The 22,588-nt window shown below is 57.7% G+C and carries 18 protein-coding genes; 9 read left to right on the plus strand and 9 right to left on the minus strand.

What is annotated here, in order from left to right; translation table 11 throughout:
* Window position 1 precedes the first annotated feature (1 nt).
* Together folP and glmM are read left to right on the plus strand one after the other, a co-directional pair.
* Complete coding sequence (folP, locus tag BLQ98_RS06390) at window positions 2-1,018, plus strand: dihydropteroate synthase (RefSeq protein ID WP_093732502.1); 1,017 nt, start codon at window positions 2-4, stop codon at window positions 1,016-1,018.
* Window positions 1,015-2,361 (plus strand): phosphoglucosamine mutase, encoded by a 1,347-nt coding sequence (gene glmM, locus BLQ98_RS06395; RefSeq protein WP_093732503.1) that lies wholly within the window; start codon window positions 1,015-1,017, stop codon window positions 2,359-2,361. The genes folP and glmM overlap by 4 nt, the downstream gene beginning before the upstream one ends.
* Before the next feature lie 119 nt (window positions 2,362-2,480).
* On the opposite strand, the gene BLQ98_RS06400 is transcribed toward glmM, so the two are convergent.
* Both BLQ98_RS06400 and ilvC read right to left on the minus strand, forming a co-directional pair.
* Window positions 2,481-3,407 carry a DMT family transporter gene (locus BLQ98_RS06400; RefSeq protein WP_093732504.1) on the minus strand — a complete coding sequence of 309 codons (927 nt, stop codon included), beginning with the start codon at window positions 3,405-3,407 and terminating at the stop codon, window positions 2,481-2,483.
* 104 nt (window positions 3,408-3,511) lie between these two features.
* Window positions 3,512-4,534, minus strand: coding sequence for a ketol-acid reductoisomerase (ilvC, locus tag BLQ98_RS06405; protein WP_093732505.1), 1,023 nt, complete (start codon window positions 4,532-4,534; stop codon window positions 3,512-3,514).
* Window positions 4,535-4,669: 135 nt separating this feature from the next.
* Here ilvC and BLQ98_RS06410 point away from each other — a divergent pair, with 135 nt between their 5' ends.
* From BLQ98_RS06410 to BLQ98_RS06420, 3 genes are read left to right on the plus strand one after another with little or no spacing between them, the layout of a single operon-like run.
* The gene (locus BLQ98_RS06410) at window positions 4,670-5,125 is read left to right on the plus strand and encodes an Lrp/AsnC family transcriptional regulator (protein WP_093732506.1); all 456 of its coding nucleotides are present in this window, start codon (window positions 4,670-4,672) and stop codon (window positions 5,123-5,125) included.
* Window positions 5,122-5,583, plus strand: coding sequence for an Lrp/AsnC family transcriptional regulator (locus tag BLQ98_RS06415; RefSeq protein ID WP_093732507.1), 462 nt, complete (start codon window positions 5,122-5,124; stop codon window positions 5,581-5,583). Before BLQ98_RS06410 ends, BLQ98_RS06415 begins: the two co-directional genes overlap by 4 nt.
* A 49-nt stretch (window positions 5,584-5,632) precedes the next feature.
* Entirely contained in the window at window positions 5,633-6,760 is a 1,128-nt protein-coding gene (locus tag BLQ98_RS06420; protein WP_093732536.1) for an aminotransferase class V-fold PLP-dependent enzyme, read from the plus strand.
* Between the two features lie 18 nt (window positions 6,761-6,778).
* Here BLQ98_RS06420 and BLQ98_RS06425 read toward each other — a convergent pair whose 3' ends face one another.
* Window positions 6,779-7,981, minus strand: a complete 1,203-nt coding sequence (locus BLQ98_RS06425; RefSeq protein ID WP_208596026.1) for a UbiH/UbiF family hydroxylase — start codon at window positions 7,979-7,981, stop codon at window positions 6,779-6,781.
* A 3-nt stretch (window positions 7,982-7,984) separates the two neighbouring features.
* Window positions 7,985-8,632 (minus strand): pyrimidine 5'-nucleotidase, encoded by a 648-nt coding sequence (locus tag BLQ98_RS06430; protein ID WP_093732509.1) that lies wholly within the window; start codon window positions 8,630-8,632, stop codon window positions 7,985-7,987.
* A 98-nt stretch (window positions 8,633-8,730) separates the two neighbouring features.
* On the opposite strand from BLQ98_RS06430, the gene BLQ98_RS06435 reads away from it, so the two are divergent.
* Window positions 8,731-9,384, plus strand: a complete 654-nt coding sequence (locus BLQ98_RS06435) for a GntR family transcriptional regulator (RefSeq protein ID WP_093732510.1) — start codon at window positions 8,731-8,733, stop codon at window positions 9,382-9,384.
* Here BLQ98_RS06435 and BLQ98_RS06440 read toward each other — a convergent pair.
* Complete coding sequence (locus tag BLQ98_RS06440; protein WP_093732511.1) at window positions 9,381-11,294, minus strand: glycosyltransferase family 2 protein; 1,914 nt, start codon at window positions 11,292-11,294, stop codon at window positions 9,381-9,383. The two genes, BLQ98_RS06435 and BLQ98_RS06440, sit on opposite strands and share 4 nt — an antisense overlap.
* 97 nt (window positions 11,295-11,391) lie before the next feature.
* The gene (gene carA, locus BLQ98_RS06445) at window positions 11,392-12,552 is read right to left on the minus strand and encodes a glutamine-hydrolyzing carbamoyl-phosphate synthase small subunit (protein WP_093732512.1); all 1,161 of its coding nucleotides are present in this window, start codon (window positions 12,550-12,552) and stop codon (window positions 11,392-11,394) included.
* Window positions 12,553-12,751: 199 nt separating this feature from the next.
* Between carA and BLQ98_RS06450 the strand changes: the two genes are divergently transcribed.
* Complete coding sequence (locus tag BLQ98_RS06450) at window positions 12,752-13,210, plus strand: GatB/YqeY domain-containing protein (RefSeq protein ID WP_093732513.1); 459 nt, start codon at window positions 12,752-12,754, stop codon at window positions 13,208-13,210.
* Between the two features lie 3 nt (window positions 13,211-13,213).
* Here BLQ98_RS06450 and BLQ98_RS06455 read toward each other — a convergent pair whose 3' ends face one another.
* A complete protein-coding gene (locus BLQ98_RS06455; protein ID WP_093732514.1) occupies window positions 13,214-13,696 on the minus strand; it encodes a DUF2244 domain-containing protein in 483 nt (160 codons plus the stop codon).
* 103 nt (window positions 13,697-13,799) lie between these two features.
* On the minus strand, window positions 13,800-17,240 hold the full coding sequence (locus BLQ98_RS06460; RefSeq protein ID WP_093732515.1) for a pyruvate carboxylase: 3,441 nt from the start codon (window positions 17,238-17,240) through the stop codon (window positions 13,800-13,802).
* A gap of 331 nt (window positions 17,241-17,571) precedes the next feature.
* Here BLQ98_RS06460 and BLQ98_RS06465 point away from each other — a divergent pair, with 331 nt between their 5' ends.
* Window positions 17,572-19,992: an ATP-dependent helicase gene (locus tag BLQ98_RS06465; RefSeq protein WP_093732516.1), complete on the plus strand. Its 2,421-nt coding sequence runs from the start codon at window positions 17,572-17,574 to the stop codon at window positions 19,990-19,992.
* Window positions 19,993-20,213: 221 nt separating this feature from the next.
* Here the strand turns inward: BLQ98_RS06465 and BLQ98_RS06470 are convergent, their stop codons facing one another.
* On the minus strand, window positions 20,214-20,426 hold the full coding sequence (locus tag BLQ98_RS06470; RefSeq protein ID WP_093732517.1) for a DUF1127 domain-containing protein: 213 nt from the start codon (window positions 20,424-20,426) through the stop codon (window positions 20,214-20,216).
* Between the two features lie 513 nt (window positions 20,427-20,939).
* Between BLQ98_RS06470 and BLQ98_RS06475 the strand changes: the two genes are divergently transcribed.
* A complete protein-coding gene (locus BLQ98_RS06475) occupies window positions 20,940-22,010 on the plus strand; it encodes an Mrp/NBP35 family ATP-binding protein (protein WP_093732518.1) in 1,071 nt (356 codons plus the stop codon).
* The last annotated feature ends 578 nt before the right edge of the window (window positions 22,011-22,588 follow it).

Below are 22,588 nucleotides of genomic sequence, written 5' to 3' on the forward strand. Positions count from 1 at the left end.
AATGACCGACTATTTCAGACCTCTCGTCCAGATTGGCCCTGCGCGGCCTGATGCTGCGGTGCCGCTTGCGGGGGGGTGGGGCTGGTTCACCCATGCAGAGGTTCTGTCCCGCAGCGCGTCGTCCCGCGTCGTGCCCGCGGCCAACATTCCTGCAAGCGTCTTGGCCCGGCTGACCGCAGCCCGTACCGAGATCGCCAGTCTGTCGCTGGACCGCCCTCGTATCATGGGTATTCTGAACACCACACCCGATAGCTTTTCTGACGGTGGCCAGCATGCTGCCGTGCCTGACGCGGTCCGAGCAGGGCAGGCGATGGTGACAGCAGGTGCTGATATTTTGGATATTGGTGGCGAATCTACGCGCCCCGGTGCCGATTTCGTGCCCGTATCCGAAGAGATAACGCGCACAGCGCCCGTTATCGCCGCGTTGCGGGGCGCAGGGCTGCGCACGCCGATCTCCATCGACACGCGCAAGTCAGCTGTGGCCGAAGCTGCGGTTAGCGCCGGTGCCAATCTCGTGAATGATGTATCGGGGTTTACCTTTGATCCCGCGCTTGGCCCCCTTTGCCAGACGCTCGGGCTGCCGGTCTGTGTCATGCACGCCCAGGGCGACCCAGCGACGATGCATCTGGACCCGCGCTATGACAATGTGCTGCTGGATGTCTACGACGCGCTGGAACGGCAGATCGCCGTGCTGGAGGCGTCGGGCATCCCCCGCAGTGCCATTCTGGCAGACCCGGGCATCGGGTTTGGCAAAACCCAAGAGCACAATCTGGCGCTTTTGGCGCGGCTGAGCCTGTTTCACGCTCTGGGGACGCCAATCCTGCTGGGGGTATCGCGCAAACGGTTCATCGGAACGATCGGCAATGCGCCGCAAGCGCAGGACCGCGCGCCGGGGTCAATCGCCGTGGCGCTTGCAGGATTGGGGCAGGGTGTGCAAATGATCCGTGTGCATGACGTCGACGACACCCGCCAGGCGGTTGCTTTGTGGCATGCCGCATATTTTGGGAGCATTTTATGACAAAGTTATTTGGAACTGACGGTATTCGCGGACGGGCAAATGTTTACCCGATGACAGCCGAGGTCGCATTAAAAATCGGGGCCGCTGTCGGGCGCTATTTCAGCGCAGGCCGCGACGGGGTGCGCCGCGTTGTTATCGGCAAGGACACACGCCTGTCGGGCTATATGTTTGAAAACGCGCTGACGGCCGGGCTGACATCCTCGGGGATGAACGTTCTTTTGTTGGGGCCGGTGCCGACGCCGGCTGTGGGGCTGCTGACGCGGTCCATGCGGGCCGATCTAGGGGTCATGATTTCGGCCAGTCACAATCCGGCGACGGATAATGGTATCAAGTTTTTCGGCCCCGACGGGTTCAAGCTGAGCGATGCAGTAGAGGCAGAGATCGAAGCCCTGATCGCGGGTGGCGTAGAGATGAACCCTGCCGACAAAATCGGCCGTGCTAAACGGATCGACGATGGACGTTTCCGGTATGTAGAGCGGGTCAAATCCTCGTTTCCACGCCAGATGCGTCTGGACGGCTTAAAGGTTGTAATCGACTGCGCGAACGGGGCCGCGCACCGCGTCGCGCCCGAAACCCTGTGGGAACTGGGGGCTGAGGTGATCGAGATCGGCGTCTCGCCGAACGGCTTCAACATCAACGAGAATTGTGGATCAACCCACCCCGAACGCGCTGCAGCGGCGGTGGTGGAGCACCGTGCCCATGTGGGCATTTGTCTGGACGGTGACGCGGACCGCGTGATCCTGATCGACGAGACTGGCAAGGTCGGTGACGGGGATCAATTCATGGCTCTCATGGCGTCCCGATGGGCGGCCGAAGACCGGCTGGCCAATAATGCCTTGGTCGCCACCGTGATGAGCAACCTTGGCCTTGAACACTTTCTGCAAGGCAAGGGGCTGCGGCTCGAGCGGACCTCGGTCGGGGATCGCTATGTCGTCGAGCGTATGCGTGAAGGCGGGTTCAATCTGGGCGGCGAACAGTCGGGACACATTGTCATGACTGACCACGCTACCACCGGCGACGGGCTGATGGCAGGGCTGCAGTTTCTGGCAGAGATGATCCGGTCGGAAAAGACCTCGTCCGAGTTGCTGAATAACTTTGAACCCGTGCCGCAACTCCTTAAAAACGTAAGGTTTTCTGCCGGTCAGGTGCCGCTAGAAGACGCTCAGGTGCAAGGGGCCATCGCACAGGCCGAGGCAGATCTGGCCGGTCAGGGGCGTTTGCTGATCCGCAAATCCGGCACCGAGCCGCTGGTTCGTGTCATGGCCGAGCATGAGGATGCAGGGCTGATGAAGCGGGCAGTCGATTCCGTCGTGGATGCTGTAACGGCAGCTGTCGCACCTTGAGTTGAGAGCGAGGCCGCTGGCGGGGAAACCTGCTTGGCGGCCTGGGCTCTGCTTTTGCTGGTGTTACATCGTGGGCGTCTGCGGGATGCCTTCGGCGAGGATTTTAGGCCATTTGGAAATCAGGGACGCGCGCGCGTCAGCAGGCGGCGGAAGGCTCCGTATTGGCTGAGTGCGACGCCCGCAAGGATCAGAACCATCGCATAAAGCAGCGAGGGTGGCAGCGGTTCGTTCAGCACAAGCGCGCCGAGGCAGACGGACCAGACAGGGACTTGGTAGTTCACCAGTGACATGAAGACCGGTCCCGCGCTGCGTATGACCACGACGCGTAGGAAGTTCGCAGCGGCGGTGGGGAGGAGCCCCAGAAACGCCAGCGCAGCGAGGATCGGGGGCGACGGGCGGGGCGGCAGCCCCTCGATAGTCAGGGCCATCGGGATGGTAATGAAAGTGGCGATGATCAGCAGGATCGTGGCGAGCCCGATGGCGTCGATCGCGGGCAGGCGGCGCATGATGATAGAGCTTGTGGCGTAGCATCCCGCCGCGGCCAAGCAGGCCAGTCGCCCTTGGGTTTCAAGCGCGGTGCCTGTGCTTTCAAAAGCCTGCGCACCGATCAGGATGACGACGCCGAGAAACCCTAATGAAAACCCGATTGCCTTGCGCGGGCTCATTGCTTCACCCGGGACAAAGAAATGGGCCAACGGAAGGATGATTAGGGCGGTTGCGGCCATCGTGACCCCCGCAAACCCCGACGTCACGTATTGCTGTCCCCAAGCGAGCAAGCTGAACGGCACCGCAGAGCTGGCGGCCCCAATGAAGATCACTGCGGCGAGGTCTGCGCGGGTCGGAGGCGTGGTAAACAGGCGGAACCCGCGTAGGCCCCAGATCGGGATCATCACAGTGGCGGCGAGCCCCACACGGGTGGCGGCGATCCAAAACGGGGGCATTTCAGTCAGCGCGATTTCCGTCACCAGAAATGTGCCGCCCCAGATGAAAGCCAGAAGCAGGATCAGCAGCCAGCTGGATTTGGTGATGGTGGGCACATCTGACATGCGGTTTCCTTGGTCAACGAACAGCGCCCAATCTGTGACAGTCGGCTCGTCAGAAGAAAAGGCCCGGTGCGAGACCGGGCCTTTTCATGTCGCTTAAGAAGCGATTAGTTCTTGGATTTGTCGACCATTTTGCCAGCAGAGATCCAAGGCATCATTTCGCGCAGCTTGCCGCCGACGACTTCGATCTGGTGCTCGTCATTGGCGCGACGCGAGGATTTCAGCGTGGGCTGACCAACCGAGTTCTCCAGCATAAAGTCGCGTACGAACTTGCCCGACTGGATATCGCTCAGCACGGCTTTCATGCGGGCTTTGGTCTCGTCGTAGGGCAGGATGCGCGGGCCGGAGACATATTGGCCGTATTCCGCGGTATTCGAGATCGAGTAATCCATGTTGGCGATGCCGCCTTCATAGATCAGGTCCACGATCAGCTTGGTTTCATGCAAGCATTCGAAATACGCCATTTCGGGCTCGTAGCCGGCTTCGACCAGTGTTTCAAAGCCCATGCGGATCAGCTCAACGATGCCGCCGCACAGAACAGCCTGTTCGCCGAACAGGTCGGTTTCGCATTCTTCGCGGAAGTTGGTTTCGATGATGCCGGACCGACCGCCACCGATGGCAGAGCAGTAGGACAGGCCGATTTCCAGCGCTTTGCCGGTGGCGTCGGTGTCTACTGCAACGAGGCAAGGCACGCCGCCGCCTTTGGTGTATTCACCGCGCACGGTGTGACCGGGGCCTTTAGGGGCCATCATGATGACGTCGATGCCTTCTTTGGGCTCGATCAGGCCGAAGTGAACGTTCAGGCCGTGGGCGAATGCGATGGCGGCGCCTTCGCGGATGTTGTCGTGAACGTATTTCTTGTAGGTTTCGGCCTGCAATTCGTCGGGCATGGTGAACATGATGACGTCAGCCCAGGCTGCGGCTTCGGCAATCTCCATAACTTTCAGGCCTTCGCCTTCGGCTTTGGCTTTCGACGCGGACCCTTCGCGCAGAGCTACGACGAGGTTTTTCGCACCGGAGTCACGCAGGTTCAGCGCGTGGGCGTGGCCTTGGGAGCCATAGCCGAGGATGGCGACTTTCTTGTCCTTGATCAGGTTTACGTCGCAGTCACGGTCGTAATAAACGCGCATTGGGGCGTCCTTTCGGGTTAGTTAAAATCTGAGGTGACCATATCGAAGCTGATGCGAGATGCCATTGCCGGATTGTGAGTTTATTTGGCAAAATGAAGATGGTAATGCGCGTTAAGTTTAAAAAATGGAAAAATCATGCTTGATGACATGGATCGTCGCATTCTACGCCATTGGCAGGCGGATGCGGGGCTGACACCGGCGGAATTGGCGGACCTGACAGGGCTGACGGCGGGCAAGGTATCGCGCCGTATCGTGCGCATGCAGGAGGCAGGTGTCGTGCAAGGGGTGGCGGCTGTCGTGGACTGGGCAGCCTTGGGATATACTGTCGAGGTGTCTTTGCGGATCACGCTGGACAAGACGCAGGGCAACGCCTTTGACCGCTTTCTTGACGAGGCGCGAAAGCTGCCAGAGGTGATCGAGATCCAGACCTTTCTGGGACGGGTTGATGTACGCTTATCGGTGATTGCGCGGGATATGGCGCATTACCAGCAGATTTACCGCGCGGGTATTCTGACCCTGCCGCATATCGCGGATATCGAGGCGCTTATGCATGTGGCGCGGATCAAGTCAGACGAGGCTTTGCCGCTATGATTTCGCTGGATGAGGTAGACCACCGGCTGATCCGATCGCTTGCACGGGATGCGACCCAAAGTGCGGGGGCCTTGGGCCGCCATCTGGGCCTGTCGCAGCCTGCCACATGGCGGCGGATCAAACGGTTGGAGGAGGCAGGCATTCTGCGCGGCAAGCGGCTGAGATTGAACCGCGAAGCCTTGGGGTTTGGCGTGACCGTCTTTCTTGGCGTCAAGCTTGCCACCAAAGGCCGTGTGAGCCTTGAGGATTTCGAACGCGCGGTCAGCGCCATTCCCGAGGTGCAAACCGTGGAGCACGTCTTGGGGCTTTATGACTATCGCTTGCGGGTCGTCGCGCGTGATCTGGCAGACTTTGAACGGGTTCTGCGACGCAGGATTATGACGTTGCCGGGGGCGGGTGCAGTCGAGGCAAACGTGCTGCTCAGCGAGGAACGACTGACCGGTCCATTGGGTCTGTGACTTTGCCCCACGAGGAGCTATGTTCGCGCGAAACCATCAGGAGGATATCATGCCCGCTTTGCTAAATTCAGTTGACCCGGAAGGGCTTGAAGAGTTTTCGGTCGTGTTCACCGACCGGTCCTTGAACCATATGAGCGCCGTGTTTCAAGAGGTCATGCGTGACATCAGCACTCTGCTCAAGGACGTATACAACGCCGATGCCGTGGCGGTGGTCCCCGGGGGCGGCACCTACGGGATGGAGGCGGTCGCCCGTCAGTTCGCACGGGGGGCCGAGGTGCTGGTCGTGCGCAACGGCTGGTTTTCCTATCGGTGGAGCCAGATCATCGAGAGCGGCGATCTGACCGGCAATGCGACAGTGATGAAGGCGCAGATGCAAGGCAACAGCACGCCGTCGCCGTTCGCGCCATGCCCCATCGACGACGTAGTAAAAGCCATTGAGACGCACAAACCGCAGGTGGTGTTTGCGCCGCATGTTGAAACCAGCGCCGGTGTTATCCTGCCGGACGACTACATTAAGCAGATGGCACAGGCGGCCCATGCCGTTGGCGCGCTCGTGGTGCTGGATTGCATCGCGTCGGGCTGCGCTTGGGTGGATATGAAGGCGCTTGGCGTCGACATATTGCTGTCCGCGCCACAAAAGGGCTGGAGCGCATCCCCCTCTGCCGGGCTGGTCATGATGTCGGACCGCGCTGTTGCACGCATGGGAGAGACCAAGTCTGACAGTTTTGCGATTGATCTGGGCAAGTGGCACAGCATCATGAGGGCCTATGAAGACGGCGGCCACGCCTATCATGCCACCATGCCGACCGATGCGTTGCGCCTGTTTCGCGATACAATGCTGGAAACCAAATCCTATGGTTTCGACCGGCTGAAGGAGGCGCAGTGGCGTCTGGGGGATTCTGTTCGCAAGATGTTGGCCGACAAGGGCGTCGTCTCTGTCGCGGCGGAGGGGTTTGCCGCGCCGGGCGTGGTTGTCAGCTATACCTCGGATCCGTCGGTGCACAACGGCAAAGCCTTTGCCGCCGAAGGGATGCAGATTGCTGCTGGCGTGCCGCTGATGTGTGACGAGCCAGAGAATTTTCAGACGTTCCGGCTGGGGTTGTTCGGACTGGACAAGCTTTACGATGTGGATGCGACGCTCGCGCGTTTGGCTGCCGTGGTTGATAAGGTTCTGTAAATAAAGCTATGCGGCAGGTTATTCTTGCCGCATACCGAGCCCCATCTCCATCAACATGCGCCGGACAGGCGGCAGCGCATAAAGCGCGCTCAACCCTTTGGCACGAGCGTCGCGGGCCAAGGGCGTTTTCGCCTGACTGGCGCGGTTCAGCAGATCAATGCCACGCAGGCGCAGCTGGATATCGCCAAAACGGGCCTTGTGGTAGGCGTCCAGCATCGGCTGGCTTCCCAGATCGTCGCGGTATTTTTGGGACAGCTCCAGCAGCGTCGCGATGTCTTGTAGCGACATGTTCAACCCCTGTGCGCCGATGGGGGGCATGACGTGTGCAGCTTCGGCGATCAGGGCAATGCGTTCCCCCGACAGCCGCGCCGCGTGTTGGCTGATGATCGGCCAGATAGCGCGCTGTGATGCTAATGTCAGCGGGCCAAGCACCTGTGCGCTGCGCTCTGTTGCGGCGAGAGAGAAGGCATCGGCGTCTAGCGCCATCCGGGCGAGCGATGCCGCGCCGTCATCCATCCACACCACCGCAGAGCAGGGCAGGCCGTCGCGGTCGGGCAGGGGCACGAGGGTGAAGGGCCCGCCGCTGCGGTGCACTTCGGTTGATACGTTTTCATGAGGGGTCGGGTGTGTGACTGCAAAGGCGAGCGCCTTTTGACCATAGCTTTGGCGGGTTACCTCTATGCCGGCTGCGTCTCGCATCGGACTGTCGCGCCCATCAGCGGCAACCACCAGTTTGGCCGATATCTTAGTGCCATCGTCGAGCCCTACGCGTGCCCCGGTGGTGCGCGTGAATAATGACGTCGTCGCTGTTCCGGGGCGAAAATCGACATTCGGTAGGGCGGTTAAACGCTCTAACAAAGCACGCCGCAGCAGCCAGTTCGGAAAATTCCAGCCAAAGGGTTGATCCGAAATATCAGCAGCATCAAATGCGCGACTGGTCAGCGGTGCGTCGCCATCCCCGCCGGCGTCAATAATGCGCATGACCTGCAAGGGTGCTGCATGATCCGACAGATGCGCCCATATCCCTGCCGCCTCGAGCACGCGGCGGGCTGGCTGCAACATCGCAGTAGAGCGCATATCGGCCCCCTGCGCCGTGCCATCGGTCACTGGGGGCGTCGGGTCGACGCAGACCACATTGAACCCTGCGCTGCCGAAGGCTGCCGCCGCTGTCAAACCGGCAATGCCGCCGCCCGAAATCAAAATGTCACATGTCATGGTCATCAGTTAGTCCGTAATTTTTGCAAGAAAAGCTGAAAGATCATCGGTGTGAAAGTGAATATGCGGCGCGGGCTCTGCTCTTTCTGCGACGTGCACCGTGCCCATCCCCATTTCGTGCGGGGCGATCAGGTTGCGCGGGTCGTCTTCGAACATGAAGGCGGACGATGGGGTCAACGCATCGGTGGCGAATATCAGATCATAGGCGGCGCGTTCGGGTTTGGGTAAATATTGAGCGTGCTCAACGCCATAGACAGCATCAAACAACCCCGACAATCCCCGTGCGGCAATGACCTTCTCGGCGTAGGGGGCTGTCCCGTTGGTATAGATAATCCGACGCCCCGGCAGTGCGGCGATCCGCGCCGCAAGCAGCGGATCAGGTACCAGCGCGTCAAAGGTAATCTCGTGTACCTCATGCAGATACGGGCCAGGATCAAGGTCGTGTTCGCGCATCAGCCCCGCCAAAGTCGTGCCATAGGTGTGCCAGTAGTGCTTGCGCAGATGATCCGCGCGCCGTCGGTCTACGTTCAGCGCGGTCATTACCCAGTCGGTCATGCGCTGTTCGATTTGGTCAAACAGGCGCGCCGACGGCGGATAGAGCGTGTTATCAAGGTCGAACACCCAAGTGTTCACGTGAGAGAAATCGGTATTTTTCATAAGGACTTGCTACGCCGCCTGAGGGTACTGTGCAAGATCACGGGGTTGCGCAATTGGACGCGGGGGCTAAGGTGCCGGAGCCTTTTGAAAGAGAACCCATGACGACGCCACGCTCCGGACCCACTGACGCCTATTCGATGATCTTGGACGCGATTGATGTGGGCACCTATCGACCCGGCGATCGCTTGGTAGAAAGCGAACTGGCCGAACGGTTTGGCGTGTCCCGAACGCCGGTTCGCGAAGCATTACAACGGCTTGAGACGCAATCTTTGCTGGCGCGGGACGGCCGCAGTTTGATCGTTGCATCGCTGGATCACAACCAGATGGCCGAGCTTTACGTTGTGCGCGGAGAGCTGGAGGGGCTCGCCGCGCGGCTTGCAGCGCGTCATGCAACGACTGAAGAAGTCCGCGTGCTGCGTGAAATGGTCGAGGAAGACGATGCATTGCGCGACAACCCGGCCGCGCTGGCACGGGCAAACAGGCGGTTTCACAAACAAATTCATCTGGCGTCCCACAACCGATATCTCGTGCAGCAACTTGATCTGGTGCATCGGTCCATGGCCCTGATGGCGACGTCATCATTGGCGGTGGACGGACGCGGCGCAATTGCACAGGATGAACATGATCGCATTGTGCAGATGATTGAACAGCGCGACGAAGACGGTGCGGACGAAGCCTTGCGGACGCATATCTCGGTCGCGTTTATGACGCGGCTGAAGCAAGAGGCCGCGCAACGCAAGGAGGAGGGTTAAGGGGGGCGAGCCGATCTGGTTTGCATCCCATTGTCGGATTTGTGGCTGACGCCATGTTCGGTTTTGTCCCAATAGAACGGCATGACCACGAATTCATAAAGTGCCTTATAGGCCGCGAATGACCCTAGAATAAAATAGAACGGCAACGTTATTGCCCACGGAATAAGGTGCCGGTGCTGAGACCCGGATACGGCCGTCATTGCGATGGCAATACTAAGAATTTCGGCAAACACGAAAAACCCAAATAGGCTATAGAATGCTTCAGGCCCAAGGGTGGTTTCAACAGGATGTGATGCACCGAAAAGCGGAAGGCAGAAGGTCCAGAGAAATGGGGCGAAGATAAACTGGCAAAATGTCGCGAGGAACAGCGTTTGCACGCCAAGGAAGCGGATGATCCCCACGTCTCGGATCAGTTGGAGCGGCGCGCGGCTGTGTACGACCCATGTAATCAAGAAGCCTTTCAGCCAGCGCGACCGTTGCTTGATCCAGGGCCATGCGCGAAAGTTGGCTTCTTCGTAGGTGACCGTTGGTAACAGGTCGGTTCGGTACCCATGCCGCGCAAGCCGCACCCCGAGGTCGGCGTCTTCGGTGACATTATGGGAATCCCAGCCACATAGCTTTTCCAGGATAGGACGTCGGAAGAAAAGCGTCGTGCCGCCTAACGGGATGATCAGCCCCAGATGCGCGACGCCCGGAAGAATAACGCGCCACCAAGAAGCATATTCCAGCGCGAAACAGCGCGAGATCCAATTGGTCCGCGCGTTGTAATAGTCCAGTACCCCTTGGACGCAGGCGACATTTGGTGGGGCGTGCTCAAAATGTTGTACCACGCGGTCAAGCTGGTCGACTTCGGGCGCATCTTCGGCGTCCCATACGCCGATGATGCTGCCGTTGCAAAAATCCAGTGCATAGTTCAGTGCGCGCGGCTTGGTGCGCAGCTTTCCTGCTTGAGGGACTTCGATCACATCGAACCAAAAAGGCAGCCTGGTGCGCGCAATCGTATCACGGGTCATCTGATCGCCTTCTTCCAACACCAAAACGACTTGAAGCAATGCCTTGGGGTAGGTCAGTTGACCAAGCCGCGCAATCAAAGCGCCCGCAATTTCCTCTTCGTGCAGAAGGGGCACAAGAACGGATACTTTGGGGCGTCTTGCAGGCACTGGCGGCGGGGCGGGATCCGACGCATGTGGGGTGTTCCCCCATAAGCACCGTGCAACGAAAGATGACAGCCGCAGGGTCATGATCATGGCGCTGCAACACAACGCCAAGGCGACAAATGCGGTGAACGTCCATGCCGGTAGCGCTATAAACAGGAGGGCTGCGGCACCGCCTACAGTGCAGGCCCAAAGACGTCGCCCTGGACCGGCAATGCGCCAAGTACGGCAGCTTTGATCCGCAGGGACACGAGTCGCAGCGCGCCTCGCTAAAACAGGTCCATAAAGTGCTGTGATCCGTCGATCAATCTGGGCGGGTTCTGCAAGCACGGGGACAATATCAAGGTCGACATCACCGAAGGCTTCCCCTTCGATCTCGCTCAGCCGATCTGGCCTGCTTGTTGCTAAAAAGAGAGTTTTACCCAAGCATCGCCACGGCACGATCTTGTGCCGTAGACATTCTTCGGCTGTTAGATGGCGCGCGAGGGTTGCTTTAGGCGGGTCGGTGTCAAGATCAACCTGCTGGATCTGATGTTGGAGTACCAGCGCCTTGGTCACCTCGCTGCGCGAGACGAGGCCTTGGGCAACGAGTATATCCCCAAGGGGCGCATCAAGGGTTTGCTGCGCTTCGAGGGCATGAACCAAAGCGGCCTGATCGATCAGGCCGGCGTCAACCAATATCCGGCCCAAGGGCCGATACCGCCCGCGTACACGCGCGGGTTTTGGTGATTTCAGCTCTAGCCCAAGGTTGCTCATCGGTCGAATCCCTTCCTTTCGGAATAATTCGACCGTGGCAGAGTTACCTTAATGCGGCGTTAATTGCGGGTGAAGGAAGCGCCCGCGCCCTTGCAGCTTAGCTGGCCCGTTCCGCCATGGCCGTGGCGAAACGTTCGAATAGATAAAAACTGTCTTGCGGGCCGGGGCTGGCTTCGGGGTGGTGCTGGACGGACCAAACCGGACGCCCCTCCATCCGAATGCCGCAGTTGGATCCGTCAAACAGCGATTGATGCGTTTCCACGATACCGCTTGGCAAGCTTTGCGCATCAACGGCGAACCCGTGGTTCATCGAGGTAATTTCAACTTTCCCCGTATCGATATCTTTGACCGGGTGGTTCGCCCCGTGATGGCCGTGGCTCATCTTGACCGTCTGACCGCCCAACGCGAGCGCTAGCATCTGGTGACCAAGGCAGATGCCGAAAACCGGAAGCTGCGTTTTTTCAAGAACTTCCTTGATCATCGGCACGGCATAAACGCCGGTCGCAGCGGGGTCGCCAGGGCCGTTCGACAGGAAAACGCCATCGGGATTATGAGCCATTACATCTTCATATGTTGCAGATGCGGGCAGGACCGTGACATCACAGCCAGCCGAAGCGAGGCAACGCAGGATGTTGCGTTTGGCACCATAGTCGATCGCAACAACTTTATGTGGCGCATTCTCCTGCTCGGTATAGCCCTCTGGCCAGGCCCAACGCATTTCATTCCAGCGGTAGGATTGCTTACAGCTGACGTCCTTGGCCAGATCCATGCCTTCCAGACCGGCGAACGCGCGGGCAGCTGCGACCAGAGCTTCGACATCAAAGATGCCGTCCGGGTTGTGTGCCAGTGCCGCATGGGGCGCGCCTTGCTGACGGATTGCCCGAGTCAGGCGACGTGTATCAATGCCACCGATGGCGATACGCCCGCGGGACGCCAACCAGTCGGACAGCGGCTGTACGGAGCGCCAGCTGCTTGGGTCCGTAGGCATCCACTTTACGACCATACCCGCCGCTACCGGATCGCCGGTTTCGTCGTCTTCGGGGGTGGTGCCAGTGTTGCCGATATGGGGGAAGGTGAACGTCACGATTTGCCCCGCATAAGACGGGTCGGTCATGATTTCCTGATAGCCGGTCATTGCTGTATTAAAGCAAAGCTCGGCCACGGTTTCGCCCGTTGCGCCAAAGCCCATGCCGTAGAAAAGCGATCCGTCCGCTAGCGCCAGGCAGGCAGTCGGACGAGGTGATGTGGTCGCGGTCATGTGGGGGGCCTCCAGCGGCAGGTATATGGAGTTAAACGGTGGCAACCTAAGGCGGCGTGCTGCCGGGGTCAATAGGGTGTCTAAAATGAAATATGCATATTTAACAATGACTTAACGGTCCTGTGTGGCATTGCCTGCGCGGCGCAATATGTCTATGTTGCACGGCTTAATTCCCCTTAGGGTCAAAAGGACGATGGTAATGGTACTGCGGACTCGCATCTCGGAAGCACTAAAACAGGCAATGAAGGACAAGGCGGCCAAGCGCCTTTCGACCTTGCGGCTGATCAACGCGGCGATCAAGGACAAAGACATCGCGGCGCGCGCTGATGAAGGCGATACTGGTGTTGGCGACGCAGAAGTGCTCGCGATTTTAGGCAAAATGGCGAAACAACGTATGGAATCGGTACGCGCCTATGAAGAGGGTGGCCGGCTTGACCTAGCCGACCGCGAGCGCGAAGAGATCGGCGTAATCGAAGAGTTCTTGCCGCGCCAACTGACCGAAGAAGAAAGCACTAAAGCGGTGGATGACGCGATCGCCGAAGTGGGCGCGACCTCGATCCGTGACATGGGCAAGGTGATCGGCTTGCTCAAGGGGAAGTACACGGGACAAATGGATTTTGGCGCGGTTGGGCCCAAAGTTAAAGAGCGTCTGAGCTAACGCTCAACGGAGCAATGAACGGTTCAGCTCGTCGTAAAGGGTGATCCGTTCTTCCTCGCTCAGGAATGCGCCTATTTCGACCTCACGTCCCATCCCGCGCAGGGTCACATAATGGGGTACGGGGCCGTCTTTTTCATATTTAGTGACGACGGCCCAATGGCGATTACATTGCCACTCCTTGACGTCCCCTCCGGCTGTGTGATGCGATAAATGGGCGGTGTGGTGGTCGAGTGTAAACACTTCTTCAATCTTTCTGGCCTTATGGTTGCGCTGTAGCGCCCAGTAAATGCCTGCCACGGCGGCCAGAATGAAAGGAAGCAATCCCCATAACAACACCGTCCCCAGGAGGGACAGTACAGGGATCAGAATCAGGATAAAGGTTGTCAGGATAAAACTGGCAAAGCCCTTTGCCGACAGGGATTGATGCGGCCGCAGGGTTAGAATCTGCGTCGGGGCGTTGGGTGGTGATCTCCATTCATAGGGCATTAGGACGTCCATCCGCGGCGCTGGTTGGGAATATCTGGCTTGGCATATAGCGGACAATCAGGGCCAAGCGACACAGCATAGACACGCTTGGCCCCTCAATCGGTTATTCTAGTTCGACCAGCAGATCCTTGGCGTCGATCTGGCCACCTGGGGTGACATGCACCGCTTTGACCACTGCATCACGGTCCGCATGAATCCCGGTTTCCATCTTCATGGCTTCGATGGTGAGCAGCAGGTCACCTGATTTGACCTTTTGCCCCACAGTCGCCCCGACAGAGGCCACAACCCCTGGCATTGGTGCGCCGATGTGATTGACGTTGCCGATCTCGGCCTTCGGTCGCTGGGCCGTCGTCGCTTTGACCAGGCGGTTGGGCACACGCACCACGCGCGGCTGACCGTTCAGCTCGAAAAAGACTTTGACGTCGCCGTCTTCATTGGTCTCGCTCAGCGCTTGCAGGCGGATCTCAAGCGTCTTGCCCGGGTCGATCTCCGCGGTGATTTCTTCGCCGGGCTCCATCCCGTAGAAGAAGGTGCGCGTCGGCAGCACACGGACGGGACCATATGTTCGGTGACGCCCCATGTAATCCAGAAAAACCTTCGGATACATGAGGTACCCCGACAGGTCGTCGTCTTCGACCTGAGCCCCTTCTAGCAGGTCGCGCAGCTCCTTGCGCGTTGCCTCTAGGTCCGTGGGGGGCAGATGGGCACCGGGACGTGCTGTATTAGGTTTTTCGCCCTTTAGAATCTTGTCGGCAATCGCGGCTGGGAACCCGCCGGGGGGTTGGCCCAAATTGCCGCGCATCATATCGATCACACTGTCCGGAAAGGACATTTCCGCCTTGGGGTCTTCGACCTGCATGCGGGTTAACCCTTGGGATACCATCATCAACGCCATATCGCCCACAACTTTGGAAGACGGGGTGACTTTGACAATATCGCCAAACATCTGGTTCACTTCGGCATAGGTTTTGGCAACCTCGGGCCACCTGTCGTCCAGCCCCATTGACGCGGCTTGCGCCTTGAGGTTGGTGAACTGACCACCGGGCATCTCGTGCAAATATACCTCGGAGGAGGGGGCCTGCATGCCTGTCTCAAAGGCTGCATATTCCTTGCGTACATCTTCCCAATAGTTCGAGATTTCGCGCACCGCGTCCATCGACAAACCTGTGTCGCGATCTGTGTGCTTCAGCGCCTCGACAACCGACCCGAGTGTCGCCTGAGAGGTGTTCCCCGATAGCGCATCCATCGCGCAATCTACTGCATCGACACCCGCTTCTGACGCCGCCATGATGGTCGCGATGGCCGTGCCTGCGGTGTCATGGGTATGGAAGTGTATCGGCAGTCCGACCTCGGATTTCAGCGCTTTAATCAACGCTCTGGCGGCATTTGGTTTAAGCACACCGGCCATGTCTTTGAGACCTAAAATATGTGCGCCGGCCGCCTTCAGTTCTTTGCCCATGGCGACATAGTATTTTAAGTCGTATTTGGCGCGGTCCGGGTCGAAAATATCACCAGTATAACAGACCGTACCCTCACAAATCTTGTTGTTCTCGATCACCGAGTCCATCGCGACACGCATATTCTCAACCCAGTTCAGGCTATCAAAAACGCGAAATACATCTACGCCTTCGGTCGCGGCAACGCGGACAAATTCCTGTACCACATTGTCGGGGTAGTTGGTGTAACCAACGCCATTCGATCCCCGCAGCAGCATCTGGGTCATCACGTTGGGCAAGGCCGCGCGCAGGTCGCGCAGGCGTTGCCACGGACATTCCTGCAAAAACCGGTAGGCCACGTCAAAGGTGGCACCACCCCAACATTCCATAGAAAAAAGTCGTGGAAGATTAGCAGCATAGGCCGGGGCAACCTTGATCATATCATGGCTGCGCATCCGCGTGGCGAGCAAAGACTGGTGGCCGTCGCGCATGGTGGTATCGGTGATAAGCAACTGCCGCTGTTGTTCCATCCAGTCGGCGACAGCCTGAGGGCCCTTCTGCTCGAGCAAATTGCGTGTGCCCATCATGGGTTCGGCGCGGGCAGCAGGGGGTTGTGGCGCGCGCACTGCTGCAGCGGGGCGCTCGAACCCTTCTGTCTCGGGGTGCCCGTTCACCGTGATGTCGGCGATATAGGTCAACACTTTTGTCGCCCGGTCGCGTCTCTTTTCAAACGTGAACAGCTCTGGCGTTTGGTCGATAAATTTAGTGTGGTAGCTGTTGTCGAGGAAGGTCGGATGTTTCAGCAGGTTTTCGACAAATGCAATATTCGTAGACACGCCCCTGATGCGGAATTCGCGTAGGGCGCGGTCCATGCGGGCGATCGCCTGCTCTGGCGTTTGCGCTTTGGCGGTGACTTTGACCAACAGGCTGTCGTAATACCGCGTGATAACGCCGCCGGAGTAGGCCGTGCCGCCATCAAGGCGGATGCCCATACCGGTCGCCTCGCGAAAGGCGGTGATGCGACCATAATCAGGGATAAAATTATTTTGCGGGTCTTCCGTGGTGATCCGTGTCTGTAGGGCATGGCCGTTCAGCTGGACATCCGCCTGGGTCGCCTTCCCTGTCGCCTCGGCGATGGTCTTGCCCTCGGCGATCAGGATCTGGGCTTGTACGATGTCGATGCCGGTGACTTCCTCGGTCACGGTGTGTTCAACCTGAACCCTCGGATTTACCTCGATAAAATAGAACTTACCGTCGTCCATATCCATGAGGAATTCGACGGTGCCCGCACATTCATAGTTCACATGAGCGCAGATTTTTCGGCCCAATTCGCAAATCTCGGCACGTTGTTCGTCGCTGAGGTAGGGGGCGGGTGCGCGTTCTACAACCTTTTGGTTGCGGCGCTGAACCGAACAATCTCGTTCAAATAGATGGTAGATTTCGCCGTGGCTGTCGCCAAGAATCTGCACTTCGACGTGGCGCGCCTTGAGGATCATCTTTTCCAGATATCCTTCGCCGTTTCCAAAGGCAGCTTCGGCCTCGCGCCGCCCTTCTAAAACTTTTTCTTTAAGCTCGCTTTCGTTGTCGATGGGGCGCATCCCGCGTCCCCCCCCCCCCCAAGATGCCTTGAGCATGAGCGGATAGCCAACTTCTGCAGCCTGTTTCCGCACGAGCTCCATGTCGTCGCCCAATACATCCGTCGCGGGCACGACCGGCACACCGGCTTCCATGGCGACACGGCGCGCACTGGCCTTGTCACCCAAAGCGCGCATCGTTTCAGCCCGAGGACCGATGAAGGTAATGCCATTTTGCGCGCAAGCATCTACAAAATCGGGATTTTCTGACAAGAGCCCATAGCCGGGATGAATCGCATCCGCCCCAGAGGCTTTTGCGACACGAATAATTTCATCAATGCTAAGATAAGCGGCAACGGGCCCTAATCCGGCTCCGATCCGGTAGGCTTCGTCCGCTTTAAATCGGTGCAGCCCCAGCTTATCTTCCTCGGCGAACACCGCGACCGTCTTTTTTCCCATCTCGTTGGCCGCACGCATAATTCGAATGGCGATTTCGCCGCGGTTCGCGATTAGAATTTTCTTAAAGTCGGTCATATATAGGCCTTCCTGCTGGCAAGAAATCTTCGTTTTCAAGCATGTAGCGTGATCTGTAACGCTGCGCTGCGGCATTGTTGCGTCTGAATGACGTTCCGTGCAAGCAGAAGTTTTTTTGATTTGCTTGGATTTTTTACCCTTTGGAAAGATGTTGGCTGGTACGAAGGGGGAGGTCCAAACGCGGCAACCGATAGAAGGAGGAGCGGACAGGTAAGATACAGATCACATCTTCGCCCTAGAACGCATTCAGCGAAGAATTTGTTAGAATTGCACCAAGAACATTTTGCGAACGCGTCTTTTATTTAGCGGTCTTGCACGATAGATTGGCGGCATGAATGATTTCGACGAAATGGCCGCCTTTGAGGGCGCTTCCTTATCATCGCGCGCTATGGCTGCGCGTCCGCAACCCTATCTAGACGGGTTAAACCCTGCGCAGCGCGCCGCGGTAGAGCAGATGGACGGCCCCGTCTTGATGCTGGCCGGTGCGGGGACGGGCAAGACCAAGGCGTTAACAGCGCGGATCGTGCATCTGATGAATACCGGACGTGCCAGGCCGAATGAAATTCTTGCCGTGACCTTTACCAACAAGGCCGCGCGAGAGATGAAAAACCGCGTCGGACATATGCTGGGGCAAAGTATCGAAGGGATGCCTTGGCTCGGCACTTTTCACGCGATCTGCGTTAAGCTGTTGCGTCGTCATGCTGAATTGGTGGGGCTTAAATCGAATTTTACCATTCTGGATACGGATGACCAGCTGCGCTTGCTCAAGCAGTTGATCAAGGCGGAAGGCATTGATGACAAGCGTTGGCCCGCGCGGCTACTTGCGGGGGTGATTGATGGTTGGAAAAACCGGGCTCTGACACCTGACAAGATTTCTGCGGCCGATGCGGGGGCTTACAACCACCGCGGCTCAGAGCTGTATGCGCAGTATCAGGCACGATTGAAGGACCTGAATGCCTGTGATTTTGGTGATTTGCTATTGCATATGGTCACCATTTTTCAGCAGCACGAAGATGTGTTGGGGCAATACCAGCGCTGGTTCAAATTCATATTGGTGGACGAATATCAGGATACCAACGTCGCCCAGTATATGTGGCTTCGCCTGCTTGCATCCGACCACAAGAATATCTGCTGCGTTGGGGATGACGACCAGTCGATCTATGGCTGGCGTGGGGCCGAAGTGGGTAACATCCTACGGTTCGAAAAGGATTTTCCCGGGGCGCATGTCGTCCGGCTTGAGCAGAATTATCGTTCAACACCGCATATTCTCGCCGCTGCATCAGGCGTGATTGCTGGAAACGAGGGGCGTTTGGGCAAGACGTTGTGGACGGAATCCCGTGAGGGGGAAAAAGTTCGTTTGATCGGACATTGGGATGGTGAGGAAGAGGCGCGCTGGATCGGTGATGAAATCGAAGCATTGCAACGTGGAACCAGAGCGCTGGACCCTTATACGCTGGATGATATGGCAATTCTCGTGCGGGCCTCACACCAGATGCGGGCTTTTGAAGACCGTTTTTTGACCATTGGGCTACCATACCGCGTGATTGGCGGCCCGCGGTTCTATGAGCGGTTAGAGATTCGCGACGCAATGGCTTATTTCCGAGTGGTGACATCACCGGATGACGATCTCGCGTTCGAGAGAATCGTTAATACCCCGAAACGTGGTTTGGGCGACAAGGCGCAGCAGAATATTCAGAAAACAGCGCGGGAGAATGGTGTTAACCTCGTTGAAGGAGCACGCATTCTGTTGGCGAATGGGGGCATCGGTGGGCGCGGCGCGGCGCAGCTGCGCTTGCTTATTGATGGTATTGAACGGTGGTCTGAACTGGCAAGGGGCCCTCGGCTGCAAGTTGTGGTCGAAGATGATAGCGTGATCGACGAGGGCGCGCCGCAGTTTCACAATGAATATGGCCCGCCCGAAGTAAGCCATATCGAACTGGCGCAGATCATATTGGATGAAAGCGGCTATACCGGTTTTTGGCAGAACGACAAAACGCCAGAGGCACCCGGGCGGCTTGAGAACCTGAAAGAGCTGGTTAAGGCGCTGGAGCAGTTCGAGAATCTACAGGGTTTTCTGGAACACGTCAGCCTGATCATGGACAATGAAAGTGACGATGGTGGCGCAAAGGTGTCGATCATGACGTTGCACGCGGCCAAAGGGCTGGAATTTCCGGCTGTTTTTCTGCCCGGTTGGGAAGATGGGCTTTTCCCGTCGCAGCGGTCTATGGATGAATCCGGTCTTAAAGGCTTGGAGGAAGAGCGCCGGCTTGCTTATGTTGGGATCACGCGGGCGGAGCAGCTGTGCACGATTTCATTCGCGGCCAATCGGCGCGTGTTCGGACAGTGGCAAAGCGCCATGCCGTCGCGGTTTATTGATGAACTTCCCGAAGTGCACGTTGATGTGCTGACACCGCCTGGTTTGTATGGCGGCGGGTATGGTGCCGCGATGCCCAAATCGAATCTGCACGAAAAGGCGGCCGAGGCGAATGTTTATAACTCGCCGGGATGGCGCAGGTTGCAGACGCGCAGCCAGGGGCGTGGGACCAGCCAACCCGCCGAGGTCCGCAATATGACAATCGATATGTCTGCCGTTAGCAGCTTTGCCATGGAGGAACGGGTTTTCCACCAAAAGTTTGGCTATGGTAAAGTTATTGGAATCGAAGGGGATAAGCTTGAGATCGCCTTTGACAAGGCGGGCGTCAAAAAGGTCGTTTCGCGCTACCTGAGCACGTCAGACGACGTTCCGTTTTGAACGGAGCGTTGACGCCTTAATGAAATATCAAAGTTTGAATGCAAGAACGGCGGTGCTTTGGGAGGAAAGCACCGCCGTCTTTATCTACGTCCCCAATCCAATCGGGAGGAAAGGGGGAAGGGGACGTTAGTGAAAGCCGCCGGTCTCAGGGAGGAGGAGGAGACCCGAAGCTTTCTACAGGCACACAACAGGGAGGGTGCGTGTGCCCGATCCGGTATCAGTTAAGCAGCGTTGCGCGCTGTTTCCAGTGCGATGCCGCGAATTTGCGAGCGGCCCATGCCCAAGTCGTTCAGCTCGCGGTTTGACAGAGAGCTGAGTTCGTTGAAGGTCGAGCGGTATACCCGGCGTTGTTTGCGGCGAGTCTCAAATGTGGACATCAGCGCGGCAAAACGGTCTGCCAGGGTCGGTGCGGTTGTGGTGTTCAAGTAGGCCATCGGAGTACCTCGTCTTGTTTCGTCTGAGTTCGTTATCATTCGTCTTGTGTTGGTTATGTAGGAAAATGCTGCAGCTGCACAACAGCCAGATCGGCAATGCTGCTATGCAGAAAGTGCATAGGGGAAGGTGACGTAACATCCTGAACGGGAACAAAAATAACCACAGCGCAAACGCTTGGATCCGGAATTGCGATGATGTGAAAAAAATGGCGACGATACCAGGGAGGAGGAGGGTATCGCCGCCGAAAACAAACACATCCGGGAGGAGGATGGATGGTTTGGTCTTAAACTTGGAGCGCAGTATCTGCGTTCCTGAAGTCTTTTTGACCTATTTGCTGCGCCTGCACAATTATCTAATCGTGCAATGCTGCTATGCAGCGAAAACATGGGGTGAATGCGTAATTATTGGGCGGAAAATGTTCGTTTTGCTTGGGTCCTGTGCGGGATTTGAACGCAGGGTTGCGATTTGGCCAGAAACTGCCATGTCAAAGGCAGTCTCTAAAGGAAAACGCCATGCCACTCTCTAAATCCGATGTTGAAACTGCTCTGGCGCGCGTGAAGTTGCCGGACGGTAAGTCGATACTCGATCACGACCTTATTCGCGCTTTAACTATTGAGGGCGATGTGGTGCGGTTTGTTATAGAGGCACCGAATGCGCAGGTCGCGGCGCAGATGGCCCCCTTGCGTGACGCGGCGGAGGCGGTCGTGCGCGAGATTGATGGCGTCAGTTCCGTCACGGTTGCTTTGACCGCCCACGGCCCTGCGCCCAAACAAGCGGCACCCAGCCTCAAGATTGGCGGACATCCGAAGGCGCAGGATGGCCCGATGAAGCCGGCAGGTGTTCAGCGTATTCTGGCCATCGGGTCTGGCAAGGGCGGTGTCGGTAAATCCACCGTCAGTTCCAACCTCGCCGTGGCGTTGGCGCGGGCAGGGCGCAAGGTCGGTCTGCTCGATGCCGATATCTATGGTCCCAGCCAGCCGCGGATGATGGGCGTGAACAAGCGGCCAGCGTCGCCGGACGGCAAGACGATCATTCCGCTGCATGCCCATGGGGTAACCTTGATGTCTATCGGCTTTATGATGGAAGAGGGTAAAGCGGTCGTTTGGCGTGGCCCTATGTTGATGGGCGCGCTGCAGCAAATGCTTGGGCAGGTGGAGTGGGGCGAGCTTGACGTGTTGCTCGTCGATCTGCCGCCGGGGACAGGGGATGTGCAACTGACCCTTTGCACCAAATCCGAGCTGTCCGGCGCGATTGTGGTGTCGACACCGCAGGATGTGGCTTTGATTGATGCGCGCAAGGCGATTGATATGTTTAATACCCTAAAGACACCCGTGCTGGGTTTGATTGAGAATATGTCACTGTTTGTCTGTCCTGATTGCGGGTCGCAGTATGAGATTTTTGGCCATGGTGGTGTTGCCGCAGAGGCAGTCAAAATGGATGTGCCGCTATTGGGGAGTCTGCCTATTGATCTGGACACGCGCCTCTCGGGCGATAGTGGTACACCGGTCGCGGCGGGAGATGGTCCGATGGCGCAGGCCTATGCACGTATCGCTGAAGGGTTAATTAAAGGCGGGATGGCTTAGGGCGGCCCACTTCTCCCTCTGTCTTAGAGTTTAACGCCGCGCATGTATTTTGTGCGGCGTTTGTGTATCTGACGCGAGCGCCAATAATTCCGAGCTATGGGAGCGTATGGGAATTGCCGTGGGAAATCATGGGAGCCCGCTCAGCTTCTTGTGCTGGATTGGCAAGATGATTCGGCGGAAATTGGCCGCCTGCGGCGCGGAATCCCCAGTTTGCGGAGCAAAGCTAAATATTTGGTGTATAAATTGCAGAACAGGTGGCGAACCTGGCTTGTGGATAACTCTGTGGTAAAAAAATGTTGGGAAATTGTGGGAAAATTTGGCGCGTTCATTTTTCGTCAATATATTGTGGTTATACGCCATAACTTGCCGATATGAGCCAGAAATACGCCCGATATTCTCCCCACATGTTGTTTTACAACCCTGTGTAAAACCAAATTTAGTGTGCAATTCCCAAAAAACTTATAGACGCCCATCAATTCCCATGGCATCCCTAGTGCATCGGATGAGAACGGGACACGGGGCACCAAACGACCCCAACGACCAAATAAAACTCTAGCAGGTTCATACAGGCACCTCGC

The sequence above is a fragment of the Sulfitobacter litoralis genome (assembly GCF_900103185.1).
Lineage (GTDB): Bacteria > Pseudomonadota > Alphaproteobacteria > Rhodobacterales > Rhodobacteraceae > Sulfitobacter > Sulfitobacter litoralis.